Raw genomic sequence first — 24,074 nt, 5'->3', positions numbered from 1 at the left:
TCCTCTACCGGCCCCGGAACTCCGGGGGCCGCTTCTCGAAGACCGCCGCGACGGCCTCGGTCAGATCCTCCGACGGCAGGAACGCGGAGTTCCAGGCCGCGACGTAGCGCAGGCTGTCGTCGACGCGCGGCGAGCGGCTGTGGTCGAGAACGGCCTTGATGCCGTGCACGACCAGCGGCGGATTCGCCGCGATCTCGGCGGCGGTGGCCTGTGCGGCGGTCAGGACGGCATCCGCGTCCTCGAAGACGTCGTTGACCAGACCGATCTTCTCCGCGCGTGCCGCGTCGATGTCCTTGCCGGTGAGGGCCAGCTCGCGCAGGTGCCCGTCGCCGATGATCAGCGGCAGGCGCGCGAGACTGCCCACGTCGGCGACCATCCCGACCTTGACCTCACGGACGCTGAACTTCGCGTCGGCGCTGGCGTACCGGATGTCGGCCGCGGAGATCAGATCGACGCCGCCGCCGATGCACCAGCCCTGCACGGCCGCGACGACGGGCTTGCGGCAGTCCGCGACCGCGGTGATCGCCGCCTGCATCCGCTTGACCATCTCGTGGAACTCGGTGCGCGGGGCGGCCAGCGCCTTGTCCGCGAGGACCTTGCCCAGGTCGCCGCTCATGGCGGGCAGGTCGAGACCGAAGGAGAAGTGCTTGCCGGCGCCGGCGAGCACGACGGCACGCACGTCCGGATCCGCGTCGAGCTCGCCGAACAACAGCGGCAGCTCGGTCCAGAAGTCGGGGCCCATGGCGTTGCCTTTGCCCGGACCGACGAGGGTGACGAGCGCGACGTGGTCCGCGACGTCGACCGTGAACGCTTTCCAGCGAGATTCCTGAGTCATTACTCGAGAGTAATATGCGGGCGCCGATCCGCTGGCACGGACCACTCGTTACAGCCTGGAAAATTCCGCGCTCCGCCTCTGGTGGCCGACACGCCGCGGACGGATCCTGAGGGCACGAACGGTCCGGCTCGTAGAGGAGGGACTGTCATGTTGATGCACCAGGGCATCGGTCTGGGCGCCTTCAACGCCCTGTCCCGGCGGGGCGCCACCCACGCGCTGTACGAGTGCTGCGCGTCGCTCACCTGGGCCCAGGAGGTAGCGGCGGGACGTCCCTATGCGAGCTATCCGGAACTGTTCGCCCGCGCCGACGCCGCCCTGTTCTCCGCGAGCGACGCGGAGATCGCGGCGGCCCTCGACTGTCACCCGGTGGTGGGCCGTCGGCGCGGCAGCACCGCCTCGCGGCTCGAACAGTGCTCGCTGTGGGACGAGGACGAGGCCTTGACGACCGCGATCACCGCTGCCGCCGCCGCGTACGAGGAGCGCTTCGGCTACCGCTACCTGTGGTGCCCGCAGGGCCGCGGACTGCGGGATCTGCTGACCGACCTCCGCCACCGGCTCGCACACGACCCCGAGGCGGAACGCAAGGTGTGCACGGAGGAACTCGCCAAGATCACCCGCACCCGGCTCGAGCGCATGCTCGGACCCGAGGACGGCTTTCCGCTGTACTGACCCCGGCCGCGGCCGGACCTGCCGATCGGAGCCACGGACGGCGGCAGCCTCCTAGGCTGGAACCATGTCCGGGACACTGCATCCGAATGCCGCTCGAGTGGCCGACACGCTCATCGCGCGCGGGCACCACGGGTTGATCACGACCCAACCGGAGTCGGTGCACACCGCCGAGCAGGCGGCGGCCGCGCTCGGGGTCGACGTGGGCGCGATCGTCAAGTCGCTGGTGTTCCTGCTCGACGACGAACCGGTACTGCTGCTGGTCTCGGGTGCCCATCGGGTGAATCCGGAACGAACCGGCAAGCGTCTCGGCGGTGTGCTCGTCGCGGCGCCCCCGGACGTCGTCACCGAGGTCACGGGTCAGCCCGTCGGCGGGGTGGCGCCGCTCGGGCATCCGACGAACCTGACCACGTACGTCGACACCGCCCTGGCCGCCTTCCCCCAGCTCTGGGCCTCCGGCGGGCATCCACGCACGCTGTTCCGCACGACGTTCCGCGAACTGATGCGCATCACGGCAGCCGTCGACGTCGAGGTCGACTAGCCCTGCCGGCCCGGACGACGGGCCCGGCCGGTGCGACGGCCCGCCGGGGAACCGGTCAGCTGCACTGCGCCGCGCCGGCGGTGGACTCCGCCAGGCCCGGACGGGTCTCGGGCGACGGCCCCCACAGTCCGTCGGTCTTCGCGTAGGTCCAGCCGGGACCGGCATCGACGAGCGTGCGCAGCGCGTCGAGCAGACGATCCACGTCGGCGGAGGAACTGCCGAGACCGAGAGAGGCACGAACCGCGCCGCCGGGCAGCCCGACCCGGGCGAGCAGCGGGTGCGCGCAGAACCGGCCGTCGCGCACCCCGATTCCGTGCTCGGCGGACAGATACGACGCCACCTCGCCGGGCTCGAAGCCGGCGACCGTGAAGGTGACGATGCCCACGGAGTCCGGGGAGTCGCTCCACAGCCGCAGGATCTCGACACCGTCGACACCGCGCAACCCGTCGAGCAGGCGCCGGCACAACGCCTCCTCGTGCGCGGTGACGGCATCGGCGTCGAAACCGGCGAGCGCGTCGCACGCCGCGGCGAGGGCCGCGACGCCGAGCACGTTGGGCGTGCCCGCCTCGTGTCGCGCCGGGGCGCAAGCCCATTCGGTGTGGCCGAGACTCACGTCGCGGACCGCACCACCCCCTGCGAGGTGCGGTTCCGCGACGTCGAGCCAGTCCCGGCGCCCCACCAGAGCACCGGCACCGAACGGAGCGTAGAGCTTGTGCCCCGAGAACGCGAGGTAGTCGACGCCGAGCGCGGCGAGGTCGATCCGCCGGTGCGGAACCAATTGTGCTCCGTCGACGAGGATCCGGGCACCGCAGGCATGCGCGACGTCGGCGAGTTCGGCGATCGGGAGGACCTCGCCGGTGACGTTGGAGGCGCCGGTGACGGCGAGCAGCGCGGCGGGCCGGCTGCACAGTTCCGCGACGAGCCGGCGGACCGTCTCGGCGACGGTGTCCGCAGCCTCGACAACGCGAGCGTTCTTCCAGGGCAACAGGTTTGCGTGGTGCTCGACGTCGAGCACCACCACGTCGCCGGGCACGGCTCCGGCCAGGAGATTGAGCGAGTCGGTGGTGTTGCGGGTGAACACGACCACCTGATCGTCTGCGGCACAGACGAATCGAGCCACCGACTCCCGGGCCTGCTCGTAGCTGGTGGTGGAGATCCTCGAGGCGTAACCGGCACCGCGATGCACGCTGGCGTAGTACGGCAGGAGTTCGGCGATCCGCTCGGTCACCGCTTCGAGGGCCGGCGCGCTCGCCGCGTAGTCGAAGTTGGCGTAGGTGCAGGTACCGCCCTGCACTAGGGGCACCTGGAGATCACATCCGGTGACCCGGGCGAACGGGGCGATACAGGTGTCGGCGGTCAGTACAGCGGCAGTCATGACGTTCCCTCGTCGTTCAGGGATTCGCCGGTGGTCGCCTCGTCGCCCGAGTACGATCACGGTCCGAATCCGCGCTTGCCGTGTCCGGTGTGGAAACACGGCCAGGTCGTCACCCGGAGCACCCCACCGCGGAGGAGGGTTGCCGACCAGCTAGCCGGGGCTTGTCGCTGGTTCTCGTGACCTGCGGAAGAGGATGGCAAAAGCGCGCGCGGATGTCAAACCGGGACCGCACCGTCGGTCGTCCGGAACGCGAATCCCCAGGGAGAGGCGGTTTCTCACGCCGAGCCGGACATCGGGCCGGGATTCCGGCGTTGCGGGACGCGGAAGAATCCACCGCGCGAGTGGGCACCGACACACCCGATGTTCACCCTCCGTCCACCTGACCGTGAGATAACCGGACGAACGCACCACCAGGCCGAGAGAAGGACATGCGATTGCCTGCCCAGCCCACGACGGATTCGGATCGGTCGTATCGCATCCCCGAGGAGTTCCTCCGCTCCTCCCATGCCCCGGCCCCGCGCACTCTCGTCGACATCCTGCGTGCCACCGCCGACACCCACCCTGACGCTCCGGCCGTCGACGACGGATCCGTCACCCTCAGCTACGCCGAACTCGTCGAGGAGGTCGTCGCCTGCTCCTACCGGCTCGCCGACGCGGGAGTCGGTGGCGGGGACCGCGTCGGCGTGCGCATGCCGTCCGGCTCCGCGGACCTGTACGTGACGATCCTGGGCATTCTCGCGGCCGGCGCGGCCTACGTGCCGGTGGACGCGGACGACCCCGACGAACGCGCCGAGCTCGTGTTCGGGGAAGCGCAGGTCACCGCCGTCGTCACCGCCGACGGCATCGGTCCGGGCACCGCGCCGCCGTCGCCGAAGCCGCAGCTGCGCGGTCCGCGCCTCGACGACGCCGCCTGGATCATCTTCACCTCCGGCTCCACCGGCACCCCCAAGGGTGTCGCCGTCAGCCATCTCAGCGCCGCCGCCTTCGTCGACGCCGAGGCCCGGCTGTTCCTGCGCGAGAACCCGATCGGCCCCGGCGACCGCGTGCTGGCCGGTCTGTCGGTCGCATTCGACGCGTCCTGCGAGGAGATGTGGCTCGCCTGGCGGCACGGCGCGTGCCTCGTCCCCGCGCCCCGCTCCCTCGTGCGGTCCGGGATGGACCTCGGACCGTGGCTGGTCTCCCGCGACATCAGCGTCGTCTCCACCGTTCCGACCCTCGCGGCGATGTGGCCGGCCGAGGCGCTCGAAGCGGTGCGGCTGTTGATCTTCGGCGGGGAGGCCTGCCCACCGGATCTCGCCGAGCGGCTGGCTGTGCCCGGACGCGAGGTGTGGAACACGTACGGACCCACCGAGGCCACCGTGGTCGCGTGTGCGGCGACGATGGACGGCACCGGCCCGGTCCGCATCGGCCTGCCGCTCGACGGCTGGGATCTCGCCGTGGTGGACGGCGAGGGCCGCCCCGTCCCGGAGGGCGGCACCGGCGAACTCGTCATCGGCGGTGTCGGCCTGGCCCGCTATCTGGACCCGGCCAAGGACGCCGAGAAGTACGCCCCCATGCCCACCCTCGGCTGGGACCGCGCCTACCGCAGCGGCGACCTGGTCACCCTCGACCGCGCGGGGCTGCTGTTCCAGGGACGCGCCGACGATCAGGTCAAGATCGGCGGCCGCCGCATCGAACTCGGCGAAGTCGACAACGCTCTGCAGAACCTGCCCGGCGTCGCCGGCGGCGCGGCCGCCGTGCGCAAGACGGCGGCCGGGCACTCGATCCTCGTCGGCTACATCGCCAGCACCGATCCCGAGTTCGACCTCGCCTCCGCGCGCGACCTCCTCGGCGAGCAGCTGCCCGCAGCCCTGGTCCCGAGACTGGCGCTGGTCGACGAACTGCCCACCCGAACCTCCGGCAAGGTGGACCGCAACGCGCTTCCGTGGCCGCTGCCCGGCGCCGAGGCCGCCGCCGCCGAGGCTCTCGGCCTCGACCCGACCGCCGAATGGGTCGCCGGGCTGTGGGTGTCGATTCTCGGCACCCCGATCGAGAGCGTCGACGACGACTTCTTCGAACTCGGCGGCGGCTCCCTCGCCGCGGCCCAGCTGGTGACGGCCCTGCGCGAACGCTATCCCGCGATGACCGTCGCCGAACTGTACGACCATCCGCGACTCGGTTCGCTCGCCGAGTACCTCGACGACCTTGCGCCGTCCGCGGTGATCGCCCCGCGGCAGGTGGCCCCCGTTCCGCGCCGCGCGCAGCTGCTGCAACTGGCCGTCACGGTGCCACTCACCACTCTCACGGGGCTGCAGTGGGTGACCTGGCTCGCGATCGCGAACAACGTCTTCTCGCTGTTCGTCGACGTGCCGTGGCTCGCTCCGGTGTCGTGGTGGTGGGTGACGGTCGGCATCCTGCTGTTCCTGACCCCGCTCGGCCGCATGTCCGTCGCCGTCGCCGGGACGCGGCTGCTGCTGCGCAACCTGCAAGCCGGCACCTATCGGAGAGGCGGCAGCGAACACCTCCGGCTGTGGACGGCGCTGCGGCTGTCGGAGGCCAGCGGTGCGGTGAACCTGTCCGGGGCGCCGTGGATGCTGTACTACGCCCGCGCCCTGGGCGCGAAGGTCGGAAAGGGCGTCGACCTGCACAGTCTGCCGCCGGTCACCGGCATGCTCGAGCTCGGTGACGGCTGTTCCATCGAACCCGAGGTCGACCTGTCCGGACACTGGGTCGACGGCGACGAGGTCCACATCGGCAGCATCCGGGTCGGAGCCGGCGCGACCGTCGGCGCCCGCTCGACTCTGGCCCCGGGCGCCCGAATCGGTAAGAACGCCGAGGTCGCGGCCGGCTCTGCCGTGTTCGGCCGCGTCAAGGCCGGCCAGCACTGGGCCGGCTCCCCCGCCCGGAAGGTCGGCAAGGCCCTGCATCCGTGGCCGGCCGAACCGCCGCGGCGTGCCTCGTGGTGGGTGCCGATCTTCGGCCTCACCTCGATGGTGCTGGCCTCGCTGCCGATCGTCTCGATCGGCGCCGGGCTCACACTCGTCGGATGGTGGATCCGCGACGCCGCCGACCTGACCGACGCGTTGCTCCGCAGCGCGGCGATCCTGCCGGTGGCGGCACTGTGGACCCTGTTCGTGTTCGCCGCGCTCACGGTGCTGTCGGTGCGTGCCCTGGCCGTCGGTATGACGGAGGGACATCATCCCGTCCGCAGCCGCGTCGGCTGGCAGGTATGGGCGACCGAGCGACTGATGGACAGCTCACGCACGTTCCTGTTCCCGCTCTACGCCTCGATGCTCACGCCGGGCTGGCTGCGACTGCTCGGCGCCGACATCGGCAAGGACGTCGAGGCCTCCACGGTGCTGATGGTGCCCAAGTTCACCCGGGTCGCCGACGGCGCCTTCCTTGCGGACGACACCATGGTCGCCAGCTACGAGCTCGGTGGCGGCTGGCTGTACATCTCCCGGGCCAAGGTGGGCAAGCGCGCATTCCTGGGCAATTCCGGTATGGCCGCCCCCGGGCGACGAGTCCCCAAGTACGGACTCGTCGCGGTGCTCTCGGCCGCGCCGTCGAAGGCCAAGTCGGGTTCCTCGTGGCTCGGCAGCCCACCGGTGCGGCTGCGTCGCGCCGCGAACGAAAGCGATTCGAGCCGCACGTTCGCGCCCCCGCGGCGGCTGCGCGTGGCACGCGGCTTCGTCGAGACCTTCCGCCTGCTGCCGATGATCGTCACGTTCGGTATCGGCCTCGGCGTGCTGTTCGCCCTGCAGTCGCTGGCGATCTCGGTGGGGTATGCGCCGGCCGCAGCGCTGAGCGGACTGGTGCTCATCCTCGCCGGCGCCGTGGCCGGCGTCGTGTCCGTCGCCGCCAAATGGGTGGCCGTCGGACGCATCGGCCGGGAGGAGCACCCGCTGTGGAGCTGGTTCGTGTGGCGCAACGAGGTGGCCGACACCTTCGTCGAAACGGTCGCGGCACCGTGGTTCGCCCGGCCCGCCGCCGGAACGGCCGTGATGAACCTGTGGCTGCGTGGCCTGGGCGCGAAGATCGGCCGCGGGGTGTGGTGCGAGAGCTACTGGCTGCCCGAGGCCGACCTGGTGACTCTCGGTGACGGCGCGACGGTGGAACGCGGGTGTGTTGTGCAAACGCATCTGTTCCATGATCGGATCATGTCCATGGACACCGTCACGCTCGGCGCCGGCGCCACCCTCGGCCCCCAGTGCGTCGCACTGCCCGCCGCCGGAATCGGGGCCGGCGCCACCGTCGGCCCGGCCTCGCTGGTGATGCGCGGCGACGTCGTTCCGGATTCGACCAGATGGCAGGGCAATCCGATCGCGCCGTGGTCGCACCCGAGCGATTGGTCCCCGCTGTGAAGCCGGGGAACGACCCGAAGAAGACCCGCGAGAACGGCAGGACCTCGAAACCGGACGCGCCGATCGATCCGTACCTGCCGCGCAGCGGCAACCGTGGGTACCGCGTGTCGAGGTACGAACTCGATCTGAACTACCGGGTCGTGGCCAACCGGCTCACCGGCACGGCCACCGTCGTCGCCACCACCACCGACGAGCGTGGCAAGTTCGCGCTCGACCTCGCGCCGACGATGCGGGTGACGAAGCTGTCGGTCAACGGGTCCCGGCCCGCCAAGTACGCCCAGCGTGACGGCAAACTCGTCGTCACCCCCGCCCGGAAGATCCCCGTGGGCGGCGTGCTGACGATCGTCGTCCACTATCACGGCACACCGAAACCGATCCGCAGTCCCTGGGGCGAAGTCGGCTGGGAGGAACTCGAGGAGGGGGCGCTGGTCGCGAGCCAGCCCAACGGCGCCTCGTCGTGGTTCCCCTGCGACGACCATCCCGGCGCGAAGGCGAGCTACCGGATCACGGTCACTGCCGACTCCCCCTTCCAGGTGATCGCGAACGGCACCCTGGTACGCAAGACGACGAGGGCCAGCCAGACCACCTGGGTGTACGAGCAGCCCGAACCGATGGCGACCTACCTGGCCACGGTGCAGATCGGGAACTACGAGACCCGCAGGTTGTCCGAGACACCGGTGCCGCTCGTCGCGGTGCATCCGCCGCGCCTGCGGGCGAACTTCGACCGGGACTTCGGCCGGCAACCACAGATGATGGAGATCTTCTGCCGGCTCTTCGGGCCGTACCCGTTCCCGCACTACAGCGTCGTCGTCACCGAGGACGAACTCGAGATCCCGATCGAGGCGCAGACCCTGTCGATCTTCGGCGCGAACCACTGCGACGGCACCCGGAGCGAAGAGCGGCTCGTCGCACACGAACTCGCGCACCAGTGGTTCGGCAACAGCCTCACCCTGTCACGGTGGCGCGACATCTGGCTGAACGAGGGCTTCGCCTGCTACGCGGAGTGGCTGTGGTCGGAGAACTCCGACGGGCCGTCGGCGCAGACGATCGCCGAGGACGCGCACCGCGGGCTCGGTCGCAAACCTCAGGACCTACTCCTCGGTGACCCCGGGCCGGACCTGATGTTCGACGACCGCGTCTACAAGCGGGGTGCCCTGACGCTGCACGCACTGCGCCTGCGCCTCGGCGACGAGAAGTTCTTCGCGCTGATTCGGCAGTGGACCGCGGAATACCGGCACGCGACCGTCACCACAGATCAGTTCACCGACTTGGCGGCCCGATTCGCGGACGCGCCGCTGCGTCCACTGTGGGACGCGTGGCTCGCCGAGAAGGCACTGCCGCCGATGCCCGAGGCGTGAGAGGTCAGGCCGGTACTCGTTCCGGCAGGTGTGCCTGCCATTTCACCAGGACGAGCACCAGGCACGCGGCCGCCGCGACCGCGCCCACGACGAACATGGCCGGGTAGGTCAGGACCGGGTATGTCTGGGACAGGTACACCATGACGGCCGGCACCGCGAACCCCAGATAGCTCAGCGAATAGAACACCGCGGTGAGCCCGGCGAGGTCGTCGGGGCGGGCGATACGCTGCACTTCCTGCAGGCCCGACACCAGCGCCATGCCGTAGCCGCAGCCCAGGACGACCGCCGCCAGCAGAGCGAGCGGCACGGTCAGGGCGGCGGCCGCGACCGCCGCCGTGACCATCCCCACCACGAGCAACGTCAGTGCCACCGCCACCGCACGGGCATTGCGGGGGGTGTCGATCCGGCGGCCCAGCGACTGGATCGCGAAACCGGCACCGAGGGCGACGACGCACAGCAGCGCCGAGAACGCGATCGGGGCGTCGCCGCTGTGGCCGGTCATCAGCGCCGGGAGGATCGCGTACGCCGAACTGGCGGCGCCGAACACCCAGGGAGCAACGGGGGCGATCACGAACAGGAAGCGGGCGTGCCCGGCCGCCGGGATCTTCAGGTCTTCGCGCAGCGCGGTCCGTTCCGCTTCCGGCTGCGCCGGCCGGGTCTCCGGCGTCCGCAGCAGTGCCACACCTGCGCCGATACTCAGCCCGATATGCACGAGGTAGGACAGGGCACTGGGCATCGGCGCCCACTGCGCGAGGGCACCCGCGATGCCGGCCCCGACGCCGAAGCCGGCGGTCAGGCTCATCGCGGCCCGTCGTGCCCCGGCGCCGGGCGTCGCGCGCGGATCCCAGCGCGGGTCGGACAGTTCCTTCAGCCAACTGCCACCGACCGCCATGCCGAGTCCGAGCGCGATCCCGCAGAGGATGCGACCGAGGATGAGCAGCGCCGCGGAGTCCGATCCGAGGGCGAGCACCGCGGAACCGACGAGGGCGACGAACGGTGCGGGCACCATGACAGGCCGACGACCGAGCCGGTCGGAGAGCGGACCGCCGACGAGCAGGGCCGGCACGATGCCCAGGACATACGCGAAGAGGAACAGGTCGACGACGACCGGCGCGAAACCGTGTTCGAGCCGGTACATCACCAGCAGCGGGGTGAACTCGTTGCCGCCCCAGGCGACAGCGAACATCGCGGCGGCCACGAGCAGCCACGTCCTGCGAGGAACGGCATCCGTACCGGTGGGCAGACGGCCCGGTTCGGTGGCAGTTGCGGTCACAGTCGTCCCCCTCCGAGTCCGTGCACCTCACGCATGTGCACGTCGAGCACCGCGTCGAATGCGTCGGCGTCCCCGGCGGCGACGAGATCCACCAGATGCGTGTGGTCGGCGATGATCTTCTGCAGCTGCGCCGGATCCCGGGCGACCGAACGGGCCGTCATCCGTCGCTGGCGCTCCCGCAGGCCGGCATAGAAGGTGTCGAGAAGCGGATTGCCGCCCGCGGCCACGATGCTGCGGTGGAAGTCGGCGTCGGCACCGCTGAAGGCACCGACGTCACCACGCTCGGCAAGCTCGCGCTGCGTGTCCAGACTTGCGCGCAGGGTGCGTTCGAGTCGCTCTCGCGCCGGCGGAACAGAGGCGACGGCGCGCACCGCGTGGGTCTCGAGCAGCCGTCGCGCATCGACGACGTGCTCGGCCTCCCCGTCCGCCACAGGAACGACCAATGCGCCGCGCTTGGGGTACAGACGCATCCAGCCCTCGGCCTCGAGACGAAGGAAGGCCTCGCGCACCGGGGTACGGCTGCACGACATCCGGGCCGCGATCTCTCCTTCGCTGATCAGATCGCCGCCGCGTAACTCGCCCGACAGGATCAATTCCTTGACCTCGCGATAGACCGACTCGGCCGCTGAATACGACATAGACACAAGATGTATTTATACCGGATGCCGTCGGAGTGGCGCCACGCGGCCCTGTCCCGTGCGAAAGGCCGCCCAGGTGAACGACTCCCTGCGGCGCTGGGAGCAGCCATACTCGAAGACGCCGGGGAGAAGAGAGGCGGGAGGAGGATGACGAGGCAAGGACAGGCCCGGAGTGACCGTCTGCACGCGGCTGCGATGGGCAGTGTCGCCACCGGCGTCGCAGCGTACTGGCTCGACTACTTCACCGCCGGACACGTCCGGTCGTCCGACGACCCCGCCTACATCGCGTTCGAGAACGCCTTCCCGGCCGCCGACGGGCTGATGGCCGCGAGTTTCGCAGTGAGCGCCTGGCACCTGACGAGGGGGCGGGCAGTCGCCGTCCCGCTGGGGATCGCGGCCGGCGGCGCGATGACATTCCTCGGTGCGATGGACACGCTGTGGAATCTCGAGCACGGCAACTACCGGCGAATGACTACCGAAATGGCCGTCGAGACGGGCATCAACGTCGTCTCGCTCGTGTTCGGACCGTGGACTGTCGCCCGGCTGTGGCGGCGGCGCGAGGCGCTCGCCGGCTGAGCGGACGGTCGCACGGTGACCGCGGGCTCCGTCGGGACCATCGGCCGGACCCGGAAATGCCGGAAGCCCCCCGACGAGGTCGGGGGGCTTCCGGTAACGGGTGTTCGGCGGTGTCCTACTCTCCCACACCCTGTCGGGTGCAGTACCATCGGCGCAGACAGGCTTAGCTTCCGGGTTCGGAATGGGACCGGGCGTTTCCCTGTCGCTATGGCCGCCGTAACTCTGCGAAACGTCACGCATCAGAGTTCTCGAATACCCTTGTCGGGCTTCGGTATCTGATGTGTGTGCTGTTTCAGATACCGCACAGTGGACGCGTAGCTTCTTCGTGGTAAGTCCTCGGCCTATTAGTACCGGTCACCTGCATGCGTTGCCGCACTTCCAGTTCCGGCCTATCAACCCGGTGGTCTGCCGGGGGCCTTACCCCCTCGAGGGGGTGAGAAACCTCATCTTGGAACAGGCTTCCCGCTTAGATGCTTTCAGCGGTTATCCCTTCCGAACGTAGCCAACCAGCCGTGCCCCTGGCGGGACAACTGGCACACCAGAGGTTCGTCCGTCCCGGTCCTCTCGTACTAGGGACAGCCTTCCTCAAGTTTCTAACGCGCGCGGCGGATAGAGACCGAACTGTCTCACGACGTTCTAAACCCAGCTCGCGTGCCGCTTTAATGGGCGAACAGCCCAACCCTTGGGACCTACTCCAGCCCCAGGATGCGACGAGCCGACATCGAGGTGCCAAACCATCCCGTCGATATGGACTCTTGGGGAAGATCAGCCTGTTATCCCCGGGGTACCTTTTATCCGTTGAGCGACACCGCTTCCACATGCCGGTGCCGGATCACTAGTCCCGACTTTCGTCCCTGCTCGACCTGTCGGTCTCACAGTCAAGCTCCCTTGTGCACTTGCACTCGACACCTGATTGCCAACCAGGCTGAGGGAACCTTTGGGCGCCTCCGTTACATTTTGGGAGGCAACCGCCCCAGTTAAACTACCCACCAGGCACTGTCCCTGAACCCGATCAGGGTCCGAGGTTAGAGGTCCAATACGATCAGAGTGGTATTTCAACAACGACTCCACGGTAACTGGCGTCACCGCTTCACAGTCTCCCACCTATCCTACACAAACCGAACCGAACACCAATACCAAGCTGTAGTGAAGGTCCCGGGGTCTTTTCGTCCTGCCGCGCGTAACGAGCATCTTTACTCGTAATGCAATTTCGCCGAGTCTGTGGTTGAGACAGCAGAGAAGTCGTTACGCCATTCGTGCAGGTCGGAACTTACCCGACAAGGAATTTCGCTACCTTAGGATGGTTATAGTTACCACCGCCGTTTACTGGGGCTTAAATTCTCAGCTTCGCGGATCACTCCGCTGACCGGTCCTCTTAACCTTCCAGCACCGGGCAGGCGTCAGTCCGTATACCTCGTCTTACGACTTCGCACGGACCTGTGTTTTTAGTAAACAGTCGCTTCTCTCTGGTCTCTGCGACCACCCCCAGCTCCGACCGCGAAGGTCTTCACCAGGGCCGGTCCCCCTTCTCCCGAAGTTACGGGGGCATTTTGCCGAGTTCCTTAACCACAGTTCTCTCGATCGCCTCGGTATTCTCTACCTGACCACCTGTGTCGGTTTGGGGTACGGGCCGTGTGAAAGCTCGCTAGAGGCTTTTCTCGGCAGCATAGGATCATGGAATTCGCCTCATTCGGCTACGCATCACCTCTCAGGCTCGTGCGACACGGATTTGCCTATGTCACGCCCTACAGGCTTACACCGGTACAACCACTGACCGGCCCCACTACCTTCCTGCGTCACCCCATCGCTTGGCTACTACCAGATCGGGTCCCGTGCATCCACACGACCGATTCCCGAAGGAACCGGCCGGCTTCAGGACGGTTAGCATCACTGATTCACCAGGGGCGCGTTCACACGGGTACGGGAATATCAACCCGTTGTCCATCGACTACGCCTGTCGGCCTCGCCTTAGGTCCCGACTCACCCTGGGCGGATTAACCTGGCCCAGGAACCCTTGGTCATTCGGCGGACGAGTTTCTCACTCGTCTTTCGCTACTCATGCCTGCATTCTCACTCGCGCCGCCTCCACACCTGGATCACTCCGGCGCTTCCCCGGCGGCACGACGCTCCCCTACCCACCCACACCACTGCACCCGTCTCCGCAGAAACGAGTGGGTGTTGTGTGAGTGCCGCGGCTTCGGCGGTGTACTTGAGCCCCGCTACATTGTCGGCGCAGAACCACTTGACCAGTGAGCTATTACGCACTCTTTCAAGGGTGGCTGCTTCTAAGCCAACCTCCTGGTTGTCTCAGCGATCCCACATCCTTTTCCACTTAGTACACGCTTAGGGGCCTTAGCCGGCGATCTGGGCTGTTTCCCTCTCGACTACGAAGCTTATCCCCCGCAGTCTCACTGCCGCGCTCTCACTCACCGGCATTCGGAGTTTGGCTGATTTCGGTAAGCTTGTGGGCCCCCTAGACCATCCAGTAGCTCTACCTCCGGTGAGAAACACGCGACGCTGCACCTAAATGCATTTCGGGGAGAACCAGCTATCACGGAGTTTGATTGGCCTTTCACCCCTACCCACAGCTCATCCCCTCAGTTTTCAACCTAAGTGGGTTCGGGCCTCCACGACGTCTTACCGTCGCTTCACCCTGGCCATGGGTAGATCACTCCGCTTCGGGTCTAGAACATGCCACTGATACGCCCTGTTCGGACTCGCTTTCGCTACGACTACCCCACACGGGTTAACCTCGCGACATGCCACTAACTCGCAGGCTCATTCTTCAAAAGGCACGCCGTCACCCCCAGCAGACCAAACTGCTCGAAGGCTCCGACGGATTGTAAGCGCACGGTTTCAGGTACTATTTCACTCCCCTCCCGGGGTACTTTTCACCTTTCCCTCACGGTACTAGTCCGCTATCGGTCACCAGGGAGTATTCAGGCTTATCGGGTGGTCCCGACAGATTCACAGCAGATTTCACGGGCCCGCTGCTACTCGGGCACCCTCCACGAGAGCCGGCATGTTTTCGTCTACGGGATTCTCACCCTCTACGACGGGCCGTTCCAGACCACTTCGACTAACACACCGGTTTCTTACTCTCGCCCACCATGACAGTGATGGGAAGAAGGGCCCCACGACCCCACGAGTGCAACGCCTGCCAGCTCTCACACACCCGCGGTTTAGCCTCTTCCGCTTTCGCTCGCCACTACTCACGGAATCACATGTTGTTTTCTCTTCCTGTGGGTACTGAGATGTTTCACTTCCCCACGTTCCCTCCACACGCCCTATATATTCAGGCGCGGGTAACACGACATCACTCGTGCTGGGTTTCCCCATTCGGAAATCCTCGGATCACAGCTCGGTTGACAGCTCCCCGAGGCATATCGCAGCCTCCCACGTCCTTCATCGGCTCCTGGTGCCAAGGCATCCACCGTACGCTCATAAACACTTACAACAAAGATGCTCGCGTCCACTGTGCAGTTCTCAAACAACACACAACAACCGATACTGGGGAAAGAAGAACCCTTCCCGTTCTCGGTCATCGTCGCTGATCGAACACTCGCGTGTTCTCTCAGGACCCAACAGTGCACCGATATAACCCCTCGAATCCTCCTGTGTGAGAAGGACTCCGACGAGGGATGGTTGTCAGCGTTCCACCCATGAGCAACCGTGTCCCACATGCGGGGACAATCGGTCTCTGGCCGCACACGCGCCCCGACTGTTCGGGGGTGTGTGGGCAGACGCTCCTTAGAAAGGAGGTGATCCAGCCGCACCTTCCGGTACGGCTACCTTGTTACGACTTCGTCCCAATCGCCGATCCCACCTTCGACGGCTCCCTCCCACGAGGGGTTAGGCCACCGGCTTCGGGTGTTACCGACTTTCATGACGTGACGGGCGGTGTGTACAAGGCCCGGGAACGTATTCACCGCAGCGTTGCTGATCTGCGATTACTAGCGACTCCGACTTCACGGGGTCGAGTTGCAGACCCCGATCCGAACTGAGACCGGCTTTAAGGGATTCGCTCCACCTCGCGGTATCGCAGCCCTCTGTACCGGCCATTGTAGCATGTGTGAAGCCCTGGACATAAGGGGCATGATGACTTGACGTCGTCCCCACCTTCCTCCGAGTTGACCCCGGCAGTCTCCTGCGAGTCCCCACCATTACGTGCTGGCAACACAGGACAAGGGTTGCGCTCGTTGCGGGACTTAACCCAACATCTCACGACACGAGCTGACGACAGCCATGCACCACCTGTACACCGACCACAAGGGAAACCCCATCTCTGGGGCGGTCCGGTGTATGTCAAACCCAGGTAAGGTTCTTCGCGTTGCATCGAATTAATCCACATGCTCCGCCGCTTGTGCGGGCCCCCGTCAATTCCTTTGAGTTTTAGCCTTGCGGCCGTACTCCCCAGGCGGGGCGCTTAATGCGTTAGCTACGGCACGGATCCCGTGGAAGGAAACCCACACCTAGCGCCCACCGTTTACGGCGTGGACTACCAGGGTATCTAATCCTGTTCGCTACCCACGCTTTCGCTCCTCAGCGTCAGTTACTGCCCAGAGACCCGCCTTCGCCACCGGTGTTCCTCCTGATATCTGCGCATTTCACCGCTACACCAGGAATTCCAGTCTCCCCTGCAGTACTCAAGTCTGCCCGTATCGCCTGCAAGCCCGCAGTTGAGCTGCGGGTTTTCACAGACGACGCGACAAACCGCCTACGAGCTCTTTACGCCCAGTAATTCCGGACAACGCTCGCACCCTACGTATTACCGCGGCTGCTGGCACGTAGTTGGCCGGTGCTTCTTCTGTACCTACCGTCACTTGCGCTTCGTCGGTACTGAAAGAGGTTTACAACCCGAAGGCCGTCATCCCTCACGCGGCGTCGCTGCATCAGGCTTGCGCCCATTGTGCAATATTCCCCACTGCTGCCTCCCGTAGGAGTCTGGGCCGTGTCTCAGTCCCAGTGTGGCCGGTCGCCCTCTCAGGCCGGCTACCCGTCGTCGCCTTGGTGGGCCGTTACCCCACCAACAAGCTGATAGGCCGCGGGCCCATCCTGCACCGGAAAACCTTTCCACCCCGGAACATGCATCCCGAGGTCCTATCCGGTATTAGACCCAGTTTCCCAGGCTTATCCCGAAGTGCAGGGCAGATCACCCACGTGTTACTCACCCGTTCGCCACTAATCCACCCAGCAAGCTGGGCTTCATCGTTCGACTTGCATGTGTTAAGCACGCCGCCAGCGTTCGTCCTGAGCCAGGATCAAACTCTCCGTTGAAGACTCTCAATCAAACCCCGAAGGGCCGATCAGCCATAAGCGTAGAGCCGAATCACTAGCAAAAAACTCAAACTAGCAAAAACACTGACCACCACAGACGGAAGAATGCGGCAGCCAGCAACAACCACCCCACAAAAGTGAAGTGGCCGCACCAAAATAATTTGGCACTGACATTCATCGGCACACTGTTGAGTTCTCAAAGAACACGCACACACCATCACCCCGCGAACCAACGTCCGCGGCGCTCCGGGGCAACCGTTCCAGCCTACCCACACCACCCGCCGGGAACAAACCCGACGCACTCGGTGGGATCGGCAACGGCCCAGAACCCTACCAGAAGATTCCGAACCGAACAATCAGGCGCCTGCGTCCAACCTCGTTGTCCCGAGCCCCTGCGGGCCGGGTCGGTGTCCGTGTCGCTCTGACCTGGAATAAGTTACGTGAACATTGCGCGAGTTACCAAATCTCCTGGTCAAGCCGCTTTTCTGGACGACATCAGGGCACCCAGTACTTCGCGGCCAGCTCTTCCACAACGGGGTCCCCCTCGGCGGCCTGGTCCAGCAGTGCCAGGTCGAGGCCGATGTCGATGAGCCGGGGGTTGTCCCCTTCTGCGTCCCCGAGGGGGCGCCCGCCGTCTTCTCCGCGCTGGCGCAGAATCTTCGCTCGCACCCGCTCCTTCAACGACTCACTCATAAGTCGAGTGTACTGAGCCGACGACGCCCGAGCGGGGTGCCGAGCAGCGGCGATCGGACTAGTGGTCGTCGTCGCGCCGGCGGAACACGCGCACCGCAGTGGGGATGAGAACGACCAGGGCGCCGATGATCAGAACGATCGAGAAGATCTCCAGGAGCACACCCGCCATCATGCGGCACGGAACGCGGCGGCGGGCGCCTTTGCCCGGGGCGAGCGGACCGGAGAGTGTACGTGCGTACGACGAAGGCCCTCCGTCCGCGTTCGGGATGGAGGGCCTTCGTCGTGCGGAGCTGCCTGCGAGAATCGAACTCGCGACCTTTTCATTACGAGTGAAATGCTCTACCGACTGAGCTAAGGCAGCGTGCCTGACGGCGCGCACGAGTCTAGCGCCTACCCCCCTGCCCAATGCAAACCGCCCGTCGGTGCCTACCGGAAGGCCGAGCTCAACCGGGCCGCCATCGCGGCCACCGCGAAGCGGGGCTTGACGTTCTGCGCGAGGACCTCGCGGCATTCGAGAATCGCCTCGATGCAGGTCAGCAACGCCTCCGGCCGGGCACGCGAAGCCAGGTCGGCGGCACGCTCGGCCATGTCGGGATGGTTGGCGGTGCTGGAAGCGCCCAGGGAACGTGCCAGCGCGTCGCGGTAGAGACCGGCCAGATCGATGAGGGCGCGATCCATGATGTCGCGCTCGGTCCGGGTGCGTCGGGACTTCTGGGTGCGTTCGAGGTCCTTGAGGACGCCCGCCGAGCCCCGGAGCGCCCCGGCGGCGCCCTTGCCGGTGCCTCCGGCGCCGAGAGCCGTCCGAAGTTCCTCGGTCTCCCGTTCGTCGCGCGTGGCGCTGATCTCCTTGGCTTCCGCCTCCGCACGCTGCACCAGCTCGTCCGCAGCGGTGTACGTGGTGGCAGGGCGGAGGACGGCCGCGGCCAGATCCAGCGCACGTCGACGGCTGGTGCGAGCGGACTCGTCGGTGGCCAGACGCCGGGCCCGCCCGACGTGGCCGCCGCTGATCGATGCCGCCCAGTTCGCGGTCTCGGGGTCGAGTCCGTCGCGTTCGCGCAGCACCCGGGCGATGGCGTCCGGGTTGGGCGTGACGAGCGCGACGTGCCGGCATCGCGAGCGCAGGGTCACGGAGATGTCCTGCGGATCCACGGACGGTGCGCACAGGAGGAACACCGTGCGTTCCGGCGGTTCCTCGACGACCTTGAGCAGTGCGTTCGCGGCGCCCTCGGTGAGACGGTCCGCATCCTCGATCACCACTACCTGCCACTGCCCGGTGCTCGGACGACGCGACGCGGTCCGGACGATGTCGCGCATCGCCTTGACACTGATCGTGAGCCCCTCGGGAACGACCCGACGGACGTCGCCGTGAGTGCCGGCCATGGTGGTGCTGCACGCGTGGCAGCGACCGCAACCCGGGACGTCCGGGTCGGTGCACTGCAGGGCGGCGGCGAAGCAGAGCGCCGCAATCGACCGACCGGAACCGGGAGGGCCGGTGAACAGCCACGAGTGCGTCATCCGGGAACCGGCTCCGCCGCCGCGCGCCGCGGTGGCTGCGGCGATCAGTTCGGTCTCCACGTCGCGCTGGCCGACGAGACGTTCGAAGACACCGGGCATGGCCTCAGCGTAGCGACCGGTTCCGACGCCGCCGAGGCGTCGGCCGTCCGAAACCTTCAAGACGGCGACGGCGCAGCGACCTAGCGTCACCGGTATGACCGCACAACTCGCCCTGGTCGGGCTCGTCGTCGCCGACATGACCCGTTCCTTCGACTGCTATCGACGCCTCGGACTGGACCTGCCCGCCGGTACCGACGAACCGCACTTCGAAACGACACTTCCAGGTGGGCTCCGCCTGGCATGGGACACAGTCGAATCGGTCCGGTCCTTCCATCCGGACTTCCGGCCGGGAACGGGTGGCCCCGCGCTCGCCTTCGACTGCGGTTCACCGGCAGGCGTGGATTCGACGTACCGCGACTTGCTGGAGGCGGGATGCACGAGTGCGCTCGAACCGTGGGACGCGTTCTGGAAGCAGCGGTACGCGAGCGTCCACGATCCCGACGGGCACAGCATCGAGCTGTTCGCGGCCCTGCCCGGGTGACCGCTCAGCCGAGGAGCGCACCGAGCGTGGTGCCGGAGAGGGCGCGGACCTCCCGCGCGAGATGGGCCTGGTCGCTGAAGCCGCACTCGGCCGCGACGTCGGCGAACGGTCGGCCGGCGCGGGCGAGACCGACCGCGCGGCGGAACCGCAGCACGCGTGCCAGCGTCTTCGGTCCGTAGCCGTACGCGCGCAGTGCGTGCCGGTGCAACCGGCGCGCACTCCAGCCCGTCGACGCCGCCAGCTCGGCGACGGACGCTCCGGCCCCGAGCTGCGCCGCGATGCTCGTCTCGACGCTGCGGTCGACGCCGTCCAGACGGCGCCGGGTCTCGCGCAGGAGCGCACCGACCGGGTCGGACTCCGCGTCCGAGACCAGGCGACGAACGTGTGCGCCGGGCCGGATGTGGTCCAGCGGTACGCGTGCGTCACGGAGGTCGGCTGCATCCACGCCGAGCACCGCCGGCCCTACGCCGGGACCGAAACGCACGGCGGTCAGGTCACGCCGGGCACCCAGGTCGGAGAACTGGGCTCGGGTGTCCGGTCCGGCGACGAGGAGGCCGTCCTCGTGCCAGATCAGGTCCGTGCAGCCGTCGGGCAGCACGGACGTTCCCGCCGAATCCGCGGTCCTCGTCGCGGTCCACACGAGCACACCGGGTATGCCGGACGCCGCTTCGCGGTACACACGGCGAGGATAGGACGCCGTACCCGGAAGGTCACTCCTTCTGCGCGGCGGTCTTCTTCGCAGTCGTCTTCTTCGCAGTCGTCTTCTTGGCGACGGTCTTCTTGGCCGCCGTCTTCTTCGCGGGAGCCTTCTTCGCAGCGGTCTTCTTGGCGGTCTTCTTCGCCGGACCACGGGCACGTCGATCCGCGAGCAGCTCGGAGGCACGCTCGTCGGTGATGGTGTCGACCTCGTCGCCCTTGCGGAGGCTGGCGTTGGTCTCGCCGTCCGTGACGTACGGGCCGAAGCGGCCGTCCTTGATCACCATCGGCTTGTCGCTGACCGGGTCGGTGCCCAGTTCCCGCAGCGGCGGCGTGGCGGCGGCCTGCCGACCGCGTCGTTTCGGCTCGGAGTAGATCTTCAGCGCCTCCTCGAGGGTGACCGTGAACATCTGCTCCTCGTTCGCCAGCGACCGCGAGTCGGTGCCCTTCTTCAGGTACGGCCCGTAGCGACCGTTCTGGGCGGTGATCTCCTCACCCGTCGCAGGATCGACCCCGACGACCCGCGGCAACGACAGCAGTCGCAGTGCGTCCTCGAGCGTCACCGTCGACAGTTCCATCGATTTGAGCAGCGACGCCGTCCGCGGCTTGGGACCGGCCGCCTTCTTGGTGGCCTTCTTCGCCGGTGCCTTCTTCGCAGCCTTCTTCGCCACGGTGGTGGTGCCGCCCGCCGAGGGCGCCGCCTCGACCGGGATCGGCGTGATGTCGGGTTCGGGCTCCGGCTCCGGCTCACGCAGCAACTCGGTCACATACGGACCGAAGCGGCCCTCCCGCGCGACGATCTCGTTGCCGGTGGCCGGGTCGACGCCGAGGACCCGGCCCTCCTGCGGGGTCGAGAACAGCTTCTCCGCGTACTCGAGCGTCAGCTCGTCCGGCGGCAGGTCGTCGGGCAGGTTCGCACGCTGGGAGACCGGTTCCCCGTCGGGAGCGTCGGGATCGGCAACCATCCGCTCGAGGTAGGGGCCGAACCGGCCCACGCGCACGTGGATCTCCCGGCCCTCGGCGTCGTCGAACAGCCGGATGGAGTTGATCTCGCGGGCGTCGATGTCTTCGAGGTTCTCGCCCACCATCTTCTTCAGGCCACCCTCGCGCGCCACCGAGTTCTCGGCTCCGTGGGCGCCACCGAAGTAGAAGCTCGACAGCCAGTCCGTTCGCTGCTCGTGACCACCCGCGATCTCGTCGAGGTCGTCCTCCATGGCGGCGGTGAAGCCGTAGTCGACGAGGCGTCCGAAATGCGCCTCGAGCAGCCCGATGACCGCGAACGCCACCCACGACGGGACCAGGGCGCTGCCCCGCTTGTAGACGTAGCCGCGGTCGAGGATGGTCTTGATGATCGACGCGTACGTCGACGGCCGGCCGATGCCGAGGTCCTCGAGAGCCTTGATCAGGCTGGCCTCGGTGTAGCGAGCCGGCGGGTTGGTCGAGTGACCGTCCGGGTCGAGCTTCGTCGCGGTGACGCGCTGTCCCTCGGACAGGTTCGGCAGCCGGGATTCGGCGTCGTCGGACTGGCCGCCGGCCTCTTCGTCGACGCTCTCGACGTACGCCCTCAGGAAGCCGGGGAAGGTGATGGTGCGACCGGACGACGAGAACGTGCATTCCTCACCGCTCGCGGCGGTGCCGGTGATGCGCAGTGTCAGGGTCGTGCCCCGCGCGTCGGCCATCTGGGAGGCGACGGTGCGCTGCCAGATGAGTTCGTAGAGGCGGTACTCGTCGGTGTCGAGACGCGAGTGCAGTTCGCCGGGCGTGGCGAACACGTCACCGGCCGGACGGATCGCCTCGTGGGCCTCCTGCGCGTTCTTGACCTTGCGGGTGAACTGCCGCGGGGTGGCGTGCACGTACTCCGCGCCGTACAACTCGGTGGCCTGGGCCCGGGCGGCGGCGATCGCGCTCTCGGACAGGGTCGTCGAGTCGGTACGCATGTACGTGATGTAGCCGTTCTCGTACAGGCGCTGGGCGATGCGCATCGTGCGCTCGGACGAGAACCGCAGCTTGCGGCCCGCCTCCTGCTGCAGCGTCGACGTCATGAACGGTGCGTACGGCTTGCGGGTGTACGGCTTGCTCTCGACCGACGTCACCGTCAGGTCCACGCCGTGCAGAGCGTCGGCGAGTCGTCGCGCGTACGCCTCGTCGAGCACGACGACGCCGGTGGACTTGAGCCGGCCGTCGGCGCCGAAATCGCGGCCGGCGGCGACGCGGGCGCCGTCGACACCGACGAGCCGTGCCCCGAACGATCGGGGGCTCGCGTCGGCGCCGGCGTCGAGGGTGGCGGCGATGTCCCAGTACGTCGCGGACCGGAAGGCCATGCGCTCACGTTCGCGCTGGACGATGACCCGGGTGGCGACGGACTGCACGCGGCCCGCCGACAGCCGCGGCATGACCTTCTTCCACAGCACCGGGCTGACCTCGTAGCCGTAGAGGCGGTCGAGGATCCGGCGGGTCTCCTGCGCGTCGACCAGGTTGTTGTCGAGGTCGCGGGTGTGTTCCGCGGCGGCCCGGATGGCCGGCTCGGTGATCTCGTGGAAGACCATCCGGCGGACCGGGACCTTCGGCTTGAGCGTCTCGAGCAGGTGCCAGGCGATGGCCTCGCCCTCCCGGTCGGGGTCGGTCGCGAGGTACAGCTCGTCCGCGTCCTTCAGCAGCCCCTTCAGCTCGGTGACCTTGGACTTCTTCTCAGGACTGACGACGTACAGCGGCTCGAAACCGTGGTCGACGTTCACACCGAGGCGGGCCCACGACTCGCCCTTGTACTTGGCCGGCACATCGGCGGCCCCGCGTGGCAGGTCGCGGATGTGTCCGACGGACGCCTCGACGACGTAGTCACGGCCCAGGTAGGGCGCGATCTTCTTCGCCTTGGTCGGGGACTCGACGATGACGAGCCGACGCGTGCCCGACGAGCCGTTCGACGTGCTGTTGTCCCGTGCTGCCACAGCGCTGCCGCACCTTCCCTGTTCGCTGACATGTCCCGCTTCTTGAAGACATGTATACCGACCCGTTCCCCGGACGCGGCCATACACAGGGTCGCACACCTGCAACGGAAGGCCCGTCACGCGTGATGCGGCCCCTACTGCACGCGCGGCCAGATCTGCCGCGCGCGGGCGTCGTCCGGGGGTGCCCCGATGTTCTCGACGAGACGCGTCAATCGCCGTCGCCCGGACACCCGCAGGCCCGGTCCGGCGCCGCGGGCGCCGATCAGCGTCGGCGCGATCCCGGCACGCATCAGCGACTGGGCCAGCACCGCGTGGGTGTCCGGGGCGTGCGGATCCAGCCCCAGGACGTAGCGTTCGCCCTCGACCTCGACGCGACCGGCCGCGAGCACCCACGCCCGCAGGGCTCGCGAGCCCGGCACCCATCCCGCCGGCACCGCCTTCACCGCGCCCCGCGTCCATTCGGCCGCGACCGGGACGAGTTCCGGCAGGGCTGCGGTGCGCACCAGCGGATGTCCCTCGTCCGTGCGGGTGACCTCCGGGGACAGCGCGGCCTGCGTCATGAGCTCCGCGATCGCGTCCGCCCGCCACGGCTCGTCCACGACCACGGAGATCCGCGCGCCGTCACCGGAGACCACCGCGTGTCCGTGCGCGGCCAGCAGACCACCGAGGTCGGCCGGGTCCGGCGGCATCACCTCGGCCCCGAAGAACGACAGTTGACTCACTCCCCCGTCCTTCCTTCGCTGCCTCCCGCAGAAACAGATCG

At 67.5% G+C, this 24,074-nt stretch carries 15 protein-coding genes, 1 tRNA gene, 3 rRNA genes and 1 riboswitch; of the genes, 6 read left to right on the top strand and 13 right to left on the bottom strand.

Annotation, left to right across the window (positions count from 1 at the left end; translation table 11 throughout):
• Positions 1–4 precede the first annotated feature (4 nt).
• Complete coding sequence (locus F1734_RS04625) at positions 5–835, bottom strand: crotonase/enoyl-CoA hydratase family protein (RefSeq protein ID WP_010594624.1); 831 nt, start codon at positions 833–835, stop codon at positions 5–7.
• Positions 836–982: 147 nt separating this feature from the next.
• Here F1734_RS04625 and F1734_RS04620 point away from each other — a divergent pair, with 147 nt between their 5' ends.
• Together F1734_RS04620 and F1734_RS04615 are read left to right on the top strand one after the other, a co-directional pair.
• Complete coding sequence (locus F1734_RS04620) at positions 983–1,504, top strand: 2-oxo-4-hydroxy-4-carboxy-5-ureidoimidazoline decarboxylase (RefSeq protein WP_017681663.1); 522 nt, start codon at positions 983–985, stop codon at positions 1,502–1,504.
• Positions 1,505–1,568: 64 nt separating this feature from the next.
• A complete protein-coding gene (locus F1734_RS04615; RefSeq protein WP_026137982.1) occupies positions 1,569–2,042 on the top strand; it encodes a YbaK/EbsC family protein in 474 nt (157 codons plus the stop codon).
• 55 nt (positions 2,043–2,097) lie between these two features.
• On the opposite strand, the gene F1734_RS04610 is transcribed toward F1734_RS04615, so the two are convergent.
• On the bottom strand, positions 2,098–3,417 hold the full coding sequence (locus F1734_RS04610) for an aminotransferase class V-fold PLP-dependent enzyme (RefSeq protein ID WP_017681665.1): 1,320 nt from the start codon (positions 3,415–3,417) through the stop codon (positions 2,098–2,100).
• A 66-nt stretch (positions 3,418–3,483) separates the two neighbouring features.
• Positions 3,484–3,599: riboswitch (SAM riboswitch) on the bottom strand.
• 246 nt (positions 3,600–3,845) lie between these two features.
• On the opposite strand from F1734_RS04610, the gene F1734_RS04605 reads away from it, so the two are divergent.
• Both F1734_RS04605 and F1734_RS04600 read left to right on the top strand, forming a co-directional pair.
• Positions 3,846–7,760, top strand: coding sequence for a Pls/PosA family non-ribosomal peptide synthetase (locus F1734_RS04605; RefSeq protein WP_200903463.1), 3,915 nt, complete (start codon positions 3,846–3,848; stop codon positions 7,758–7,760).
• Entirely contained in the window at positions 7,703–9,118 is a 1,416-nt protein-coding gene (locus F1734_RS04600) for a M1 family metallopeptidase (protein WP_010594629.1), read from the top strand. The genes F1734_RS04605 and F1734_RS04600 overlap by 58 nt, the downstream gene beginning before the upstream one ends.
• A 4-nt stretch (positions 9,119–9,122) precedes the next feature.
• Here F1734_RS04600 and F1734_RS04595 read toward each other — a convergent pair whose 3' ends face one another.
• Positions 9,123–10,304 carry an MFS transporter gene (locus tag F1734_RS04595; protein WP_228287212.1) on the bottom strand — a complete coding sequence of 394 codons (1,182 nt, stop codon included), beginning with the start codon at positions 10,302–10,304 and terminating at the stop codon, positions 9,123–9,125.
• Positions 10,305–10,387: 83 nt separating this feature from the next.
• Positions 10,388–11,029: a GntR family transcriptional regulator gene (locus F1734_RS04590; protein ID WP_048773427.1), complete on the bottom strand. Its 642-nt coding sequence runs from the start codon at positions 11,027–11,029 to the stop codon at positions 10,388–10,390.
• Between the two features lie 147 nt (positions 11,030–11,176).
• On the opposite strand from F1734_RS04590, the gene F1734_RS04585 reads away from it, so the two are divergent.
• Positions 11,177–11,605, top strand: a complete 429-nt coding sequence (locus tag F1734_RS04585) for a hypothetical protein (RefSeq protein WP_225223343.1) — start codon at positions 11,177–11,179, stop codon at positions 11,603–11,605.
• A 102-nt stretch (positions 11,606–11,707) separates the two neighbouring features.
• Here the strand turns inward: F1734_RS04585 and rrf are convergent.
• The 6 genes from rrf to F1734_RS04555 form a co-directional block, all read right to left on the bottom strand.
• Positions 11,708–11,824, bottom strand: a 5S ribosomal RNA gene (gene rrf, locus F1734_RS04580).
• Positions 11,825–11,929: 105 nt separating this feature from the next.
• Positions 11,930–15,062, bottom strand: a 23S ribosomal RNA gene (locus tag F1734_RS04575).
• Positions 15,063–15,359: 297 nt separating this feature from the next.
• Positions 15,360–16,882, bottom strand: a 16S ribosomal RNA gene (locus tag F1734_RS04570).
• The 16S, 23S and 5S rRNA genes sit together here, the layout of an rRNA operon.
• Positions 16,883–17,377: 495 nt before the next feature.
• Positions 17,378–17,575: a hypothetical protein gene (locus tag F1734_RS04565; protein WP_017681228.1), complete on the bottom strand. Its 198-nt coding sequence runs from the start codon at positions 17,573–17,575 to the stop codon at positions 17,378–17,380.
• 288 nt (positions 17,576–17,863) lie between these two features.
• Positions 17,864–17,936: transfer RNA gene (locus F1734_RS04560), tRNA-Thr, on the bottom strand.
• A 65-nt stretch (positions 17,937–18,001) separates the two neighbouring features.
• Positions 18,002–19,189 (bottom strand): DNA polymerase III subunit delta', encoded by a 1,188-nt coding sequence (locus F1734_RS04555; RefSeq protein WP_010595037.1) that lies wholly within the window; start codon positions 19,187–19,189, stop codon positions 18,002–18,004.
• A 94-nt stretch (positions 19,190–19,283) separates the two neighbouring features.
• Between F1734_RS04555 and F1734_RS04550 the strand changes: the two genes are divergently transcribed.
• Positions 19,284–19,670 carry a VOC family protein gene (locus F1734_RS04550; protein WP_010595036.1) on the top strand — a complete coding sequence of 129 codons (387 nt, stop codon included), beginning with the start codon at positions 19,284–19,286 and terminating at the stop codon, positions 19,668–19,670.
• Between the two features lie 4 nt (positions 19,671–19,674).
• On the opposite strand, the gene F1734_RS04545 is transcribed toward F1734_RS04550, so the two are convergent.
• The 3 genes from F1734_RS04545 to F1734_RS04535 form a co-directional block, all read right to left on the bottom strand.
• On the bottom strand, positions 19,675–20,349 hold the full coding sequence (locus tag F1734_RS04545) for a helix-turn-helix domain-containing protein (RefSeq protein WP_010595035.1): 675 nt from the start codon (positions 20,347–20,349) through the stop codon (positions 19,675–19,677).
• A 31-nt stretch (positions 20,350–20,380) separates the two neighbouring features.
• Positions 20,381–23,311: a type I DNA topoisomerase gene (gene topA, locus F1734_RS04540; RefSeq protein WP_119699357.1), complete on the bottom strand. Its 2,931-nt coding sequence runs from the start codon at positions 23,309–23,311 to the stop codon at positions 20,381–20,383.
• A gap of 134 nt (positions 23,312–23,445) precedes the next feature.
• The gene (locus F1734_RS04535; RefSeq protein ID WP_040273695.1) at positions 23,446–24,033 is read right to left on the bottom strand and encodes a hypothetical protein; all 588 of its coding nucleotides are present in this window, start codon (positions 24,031–24,033) and stop codon (positions 23,446–23,448) included.
• Positions 24,034–24,074 lie beyond the last annotated feature (41 nt).

The organism is Rhodococcus ruber (assembly GCF_016804345.1).
In the GTDB taxonomy this organism is placed as follows: domain Bacteria; phylum Actinomycetota; class Actinomycetes; order Mycobacteriales; family Mycobacteriaceae; genus Rhodococcus; species Rhodococcus ruber.
The sequence above is the reverse complement of the archived record's forward strand: the minus strand, read 5'-3'. Positions and strand labels throughout refer to the sequence as shown.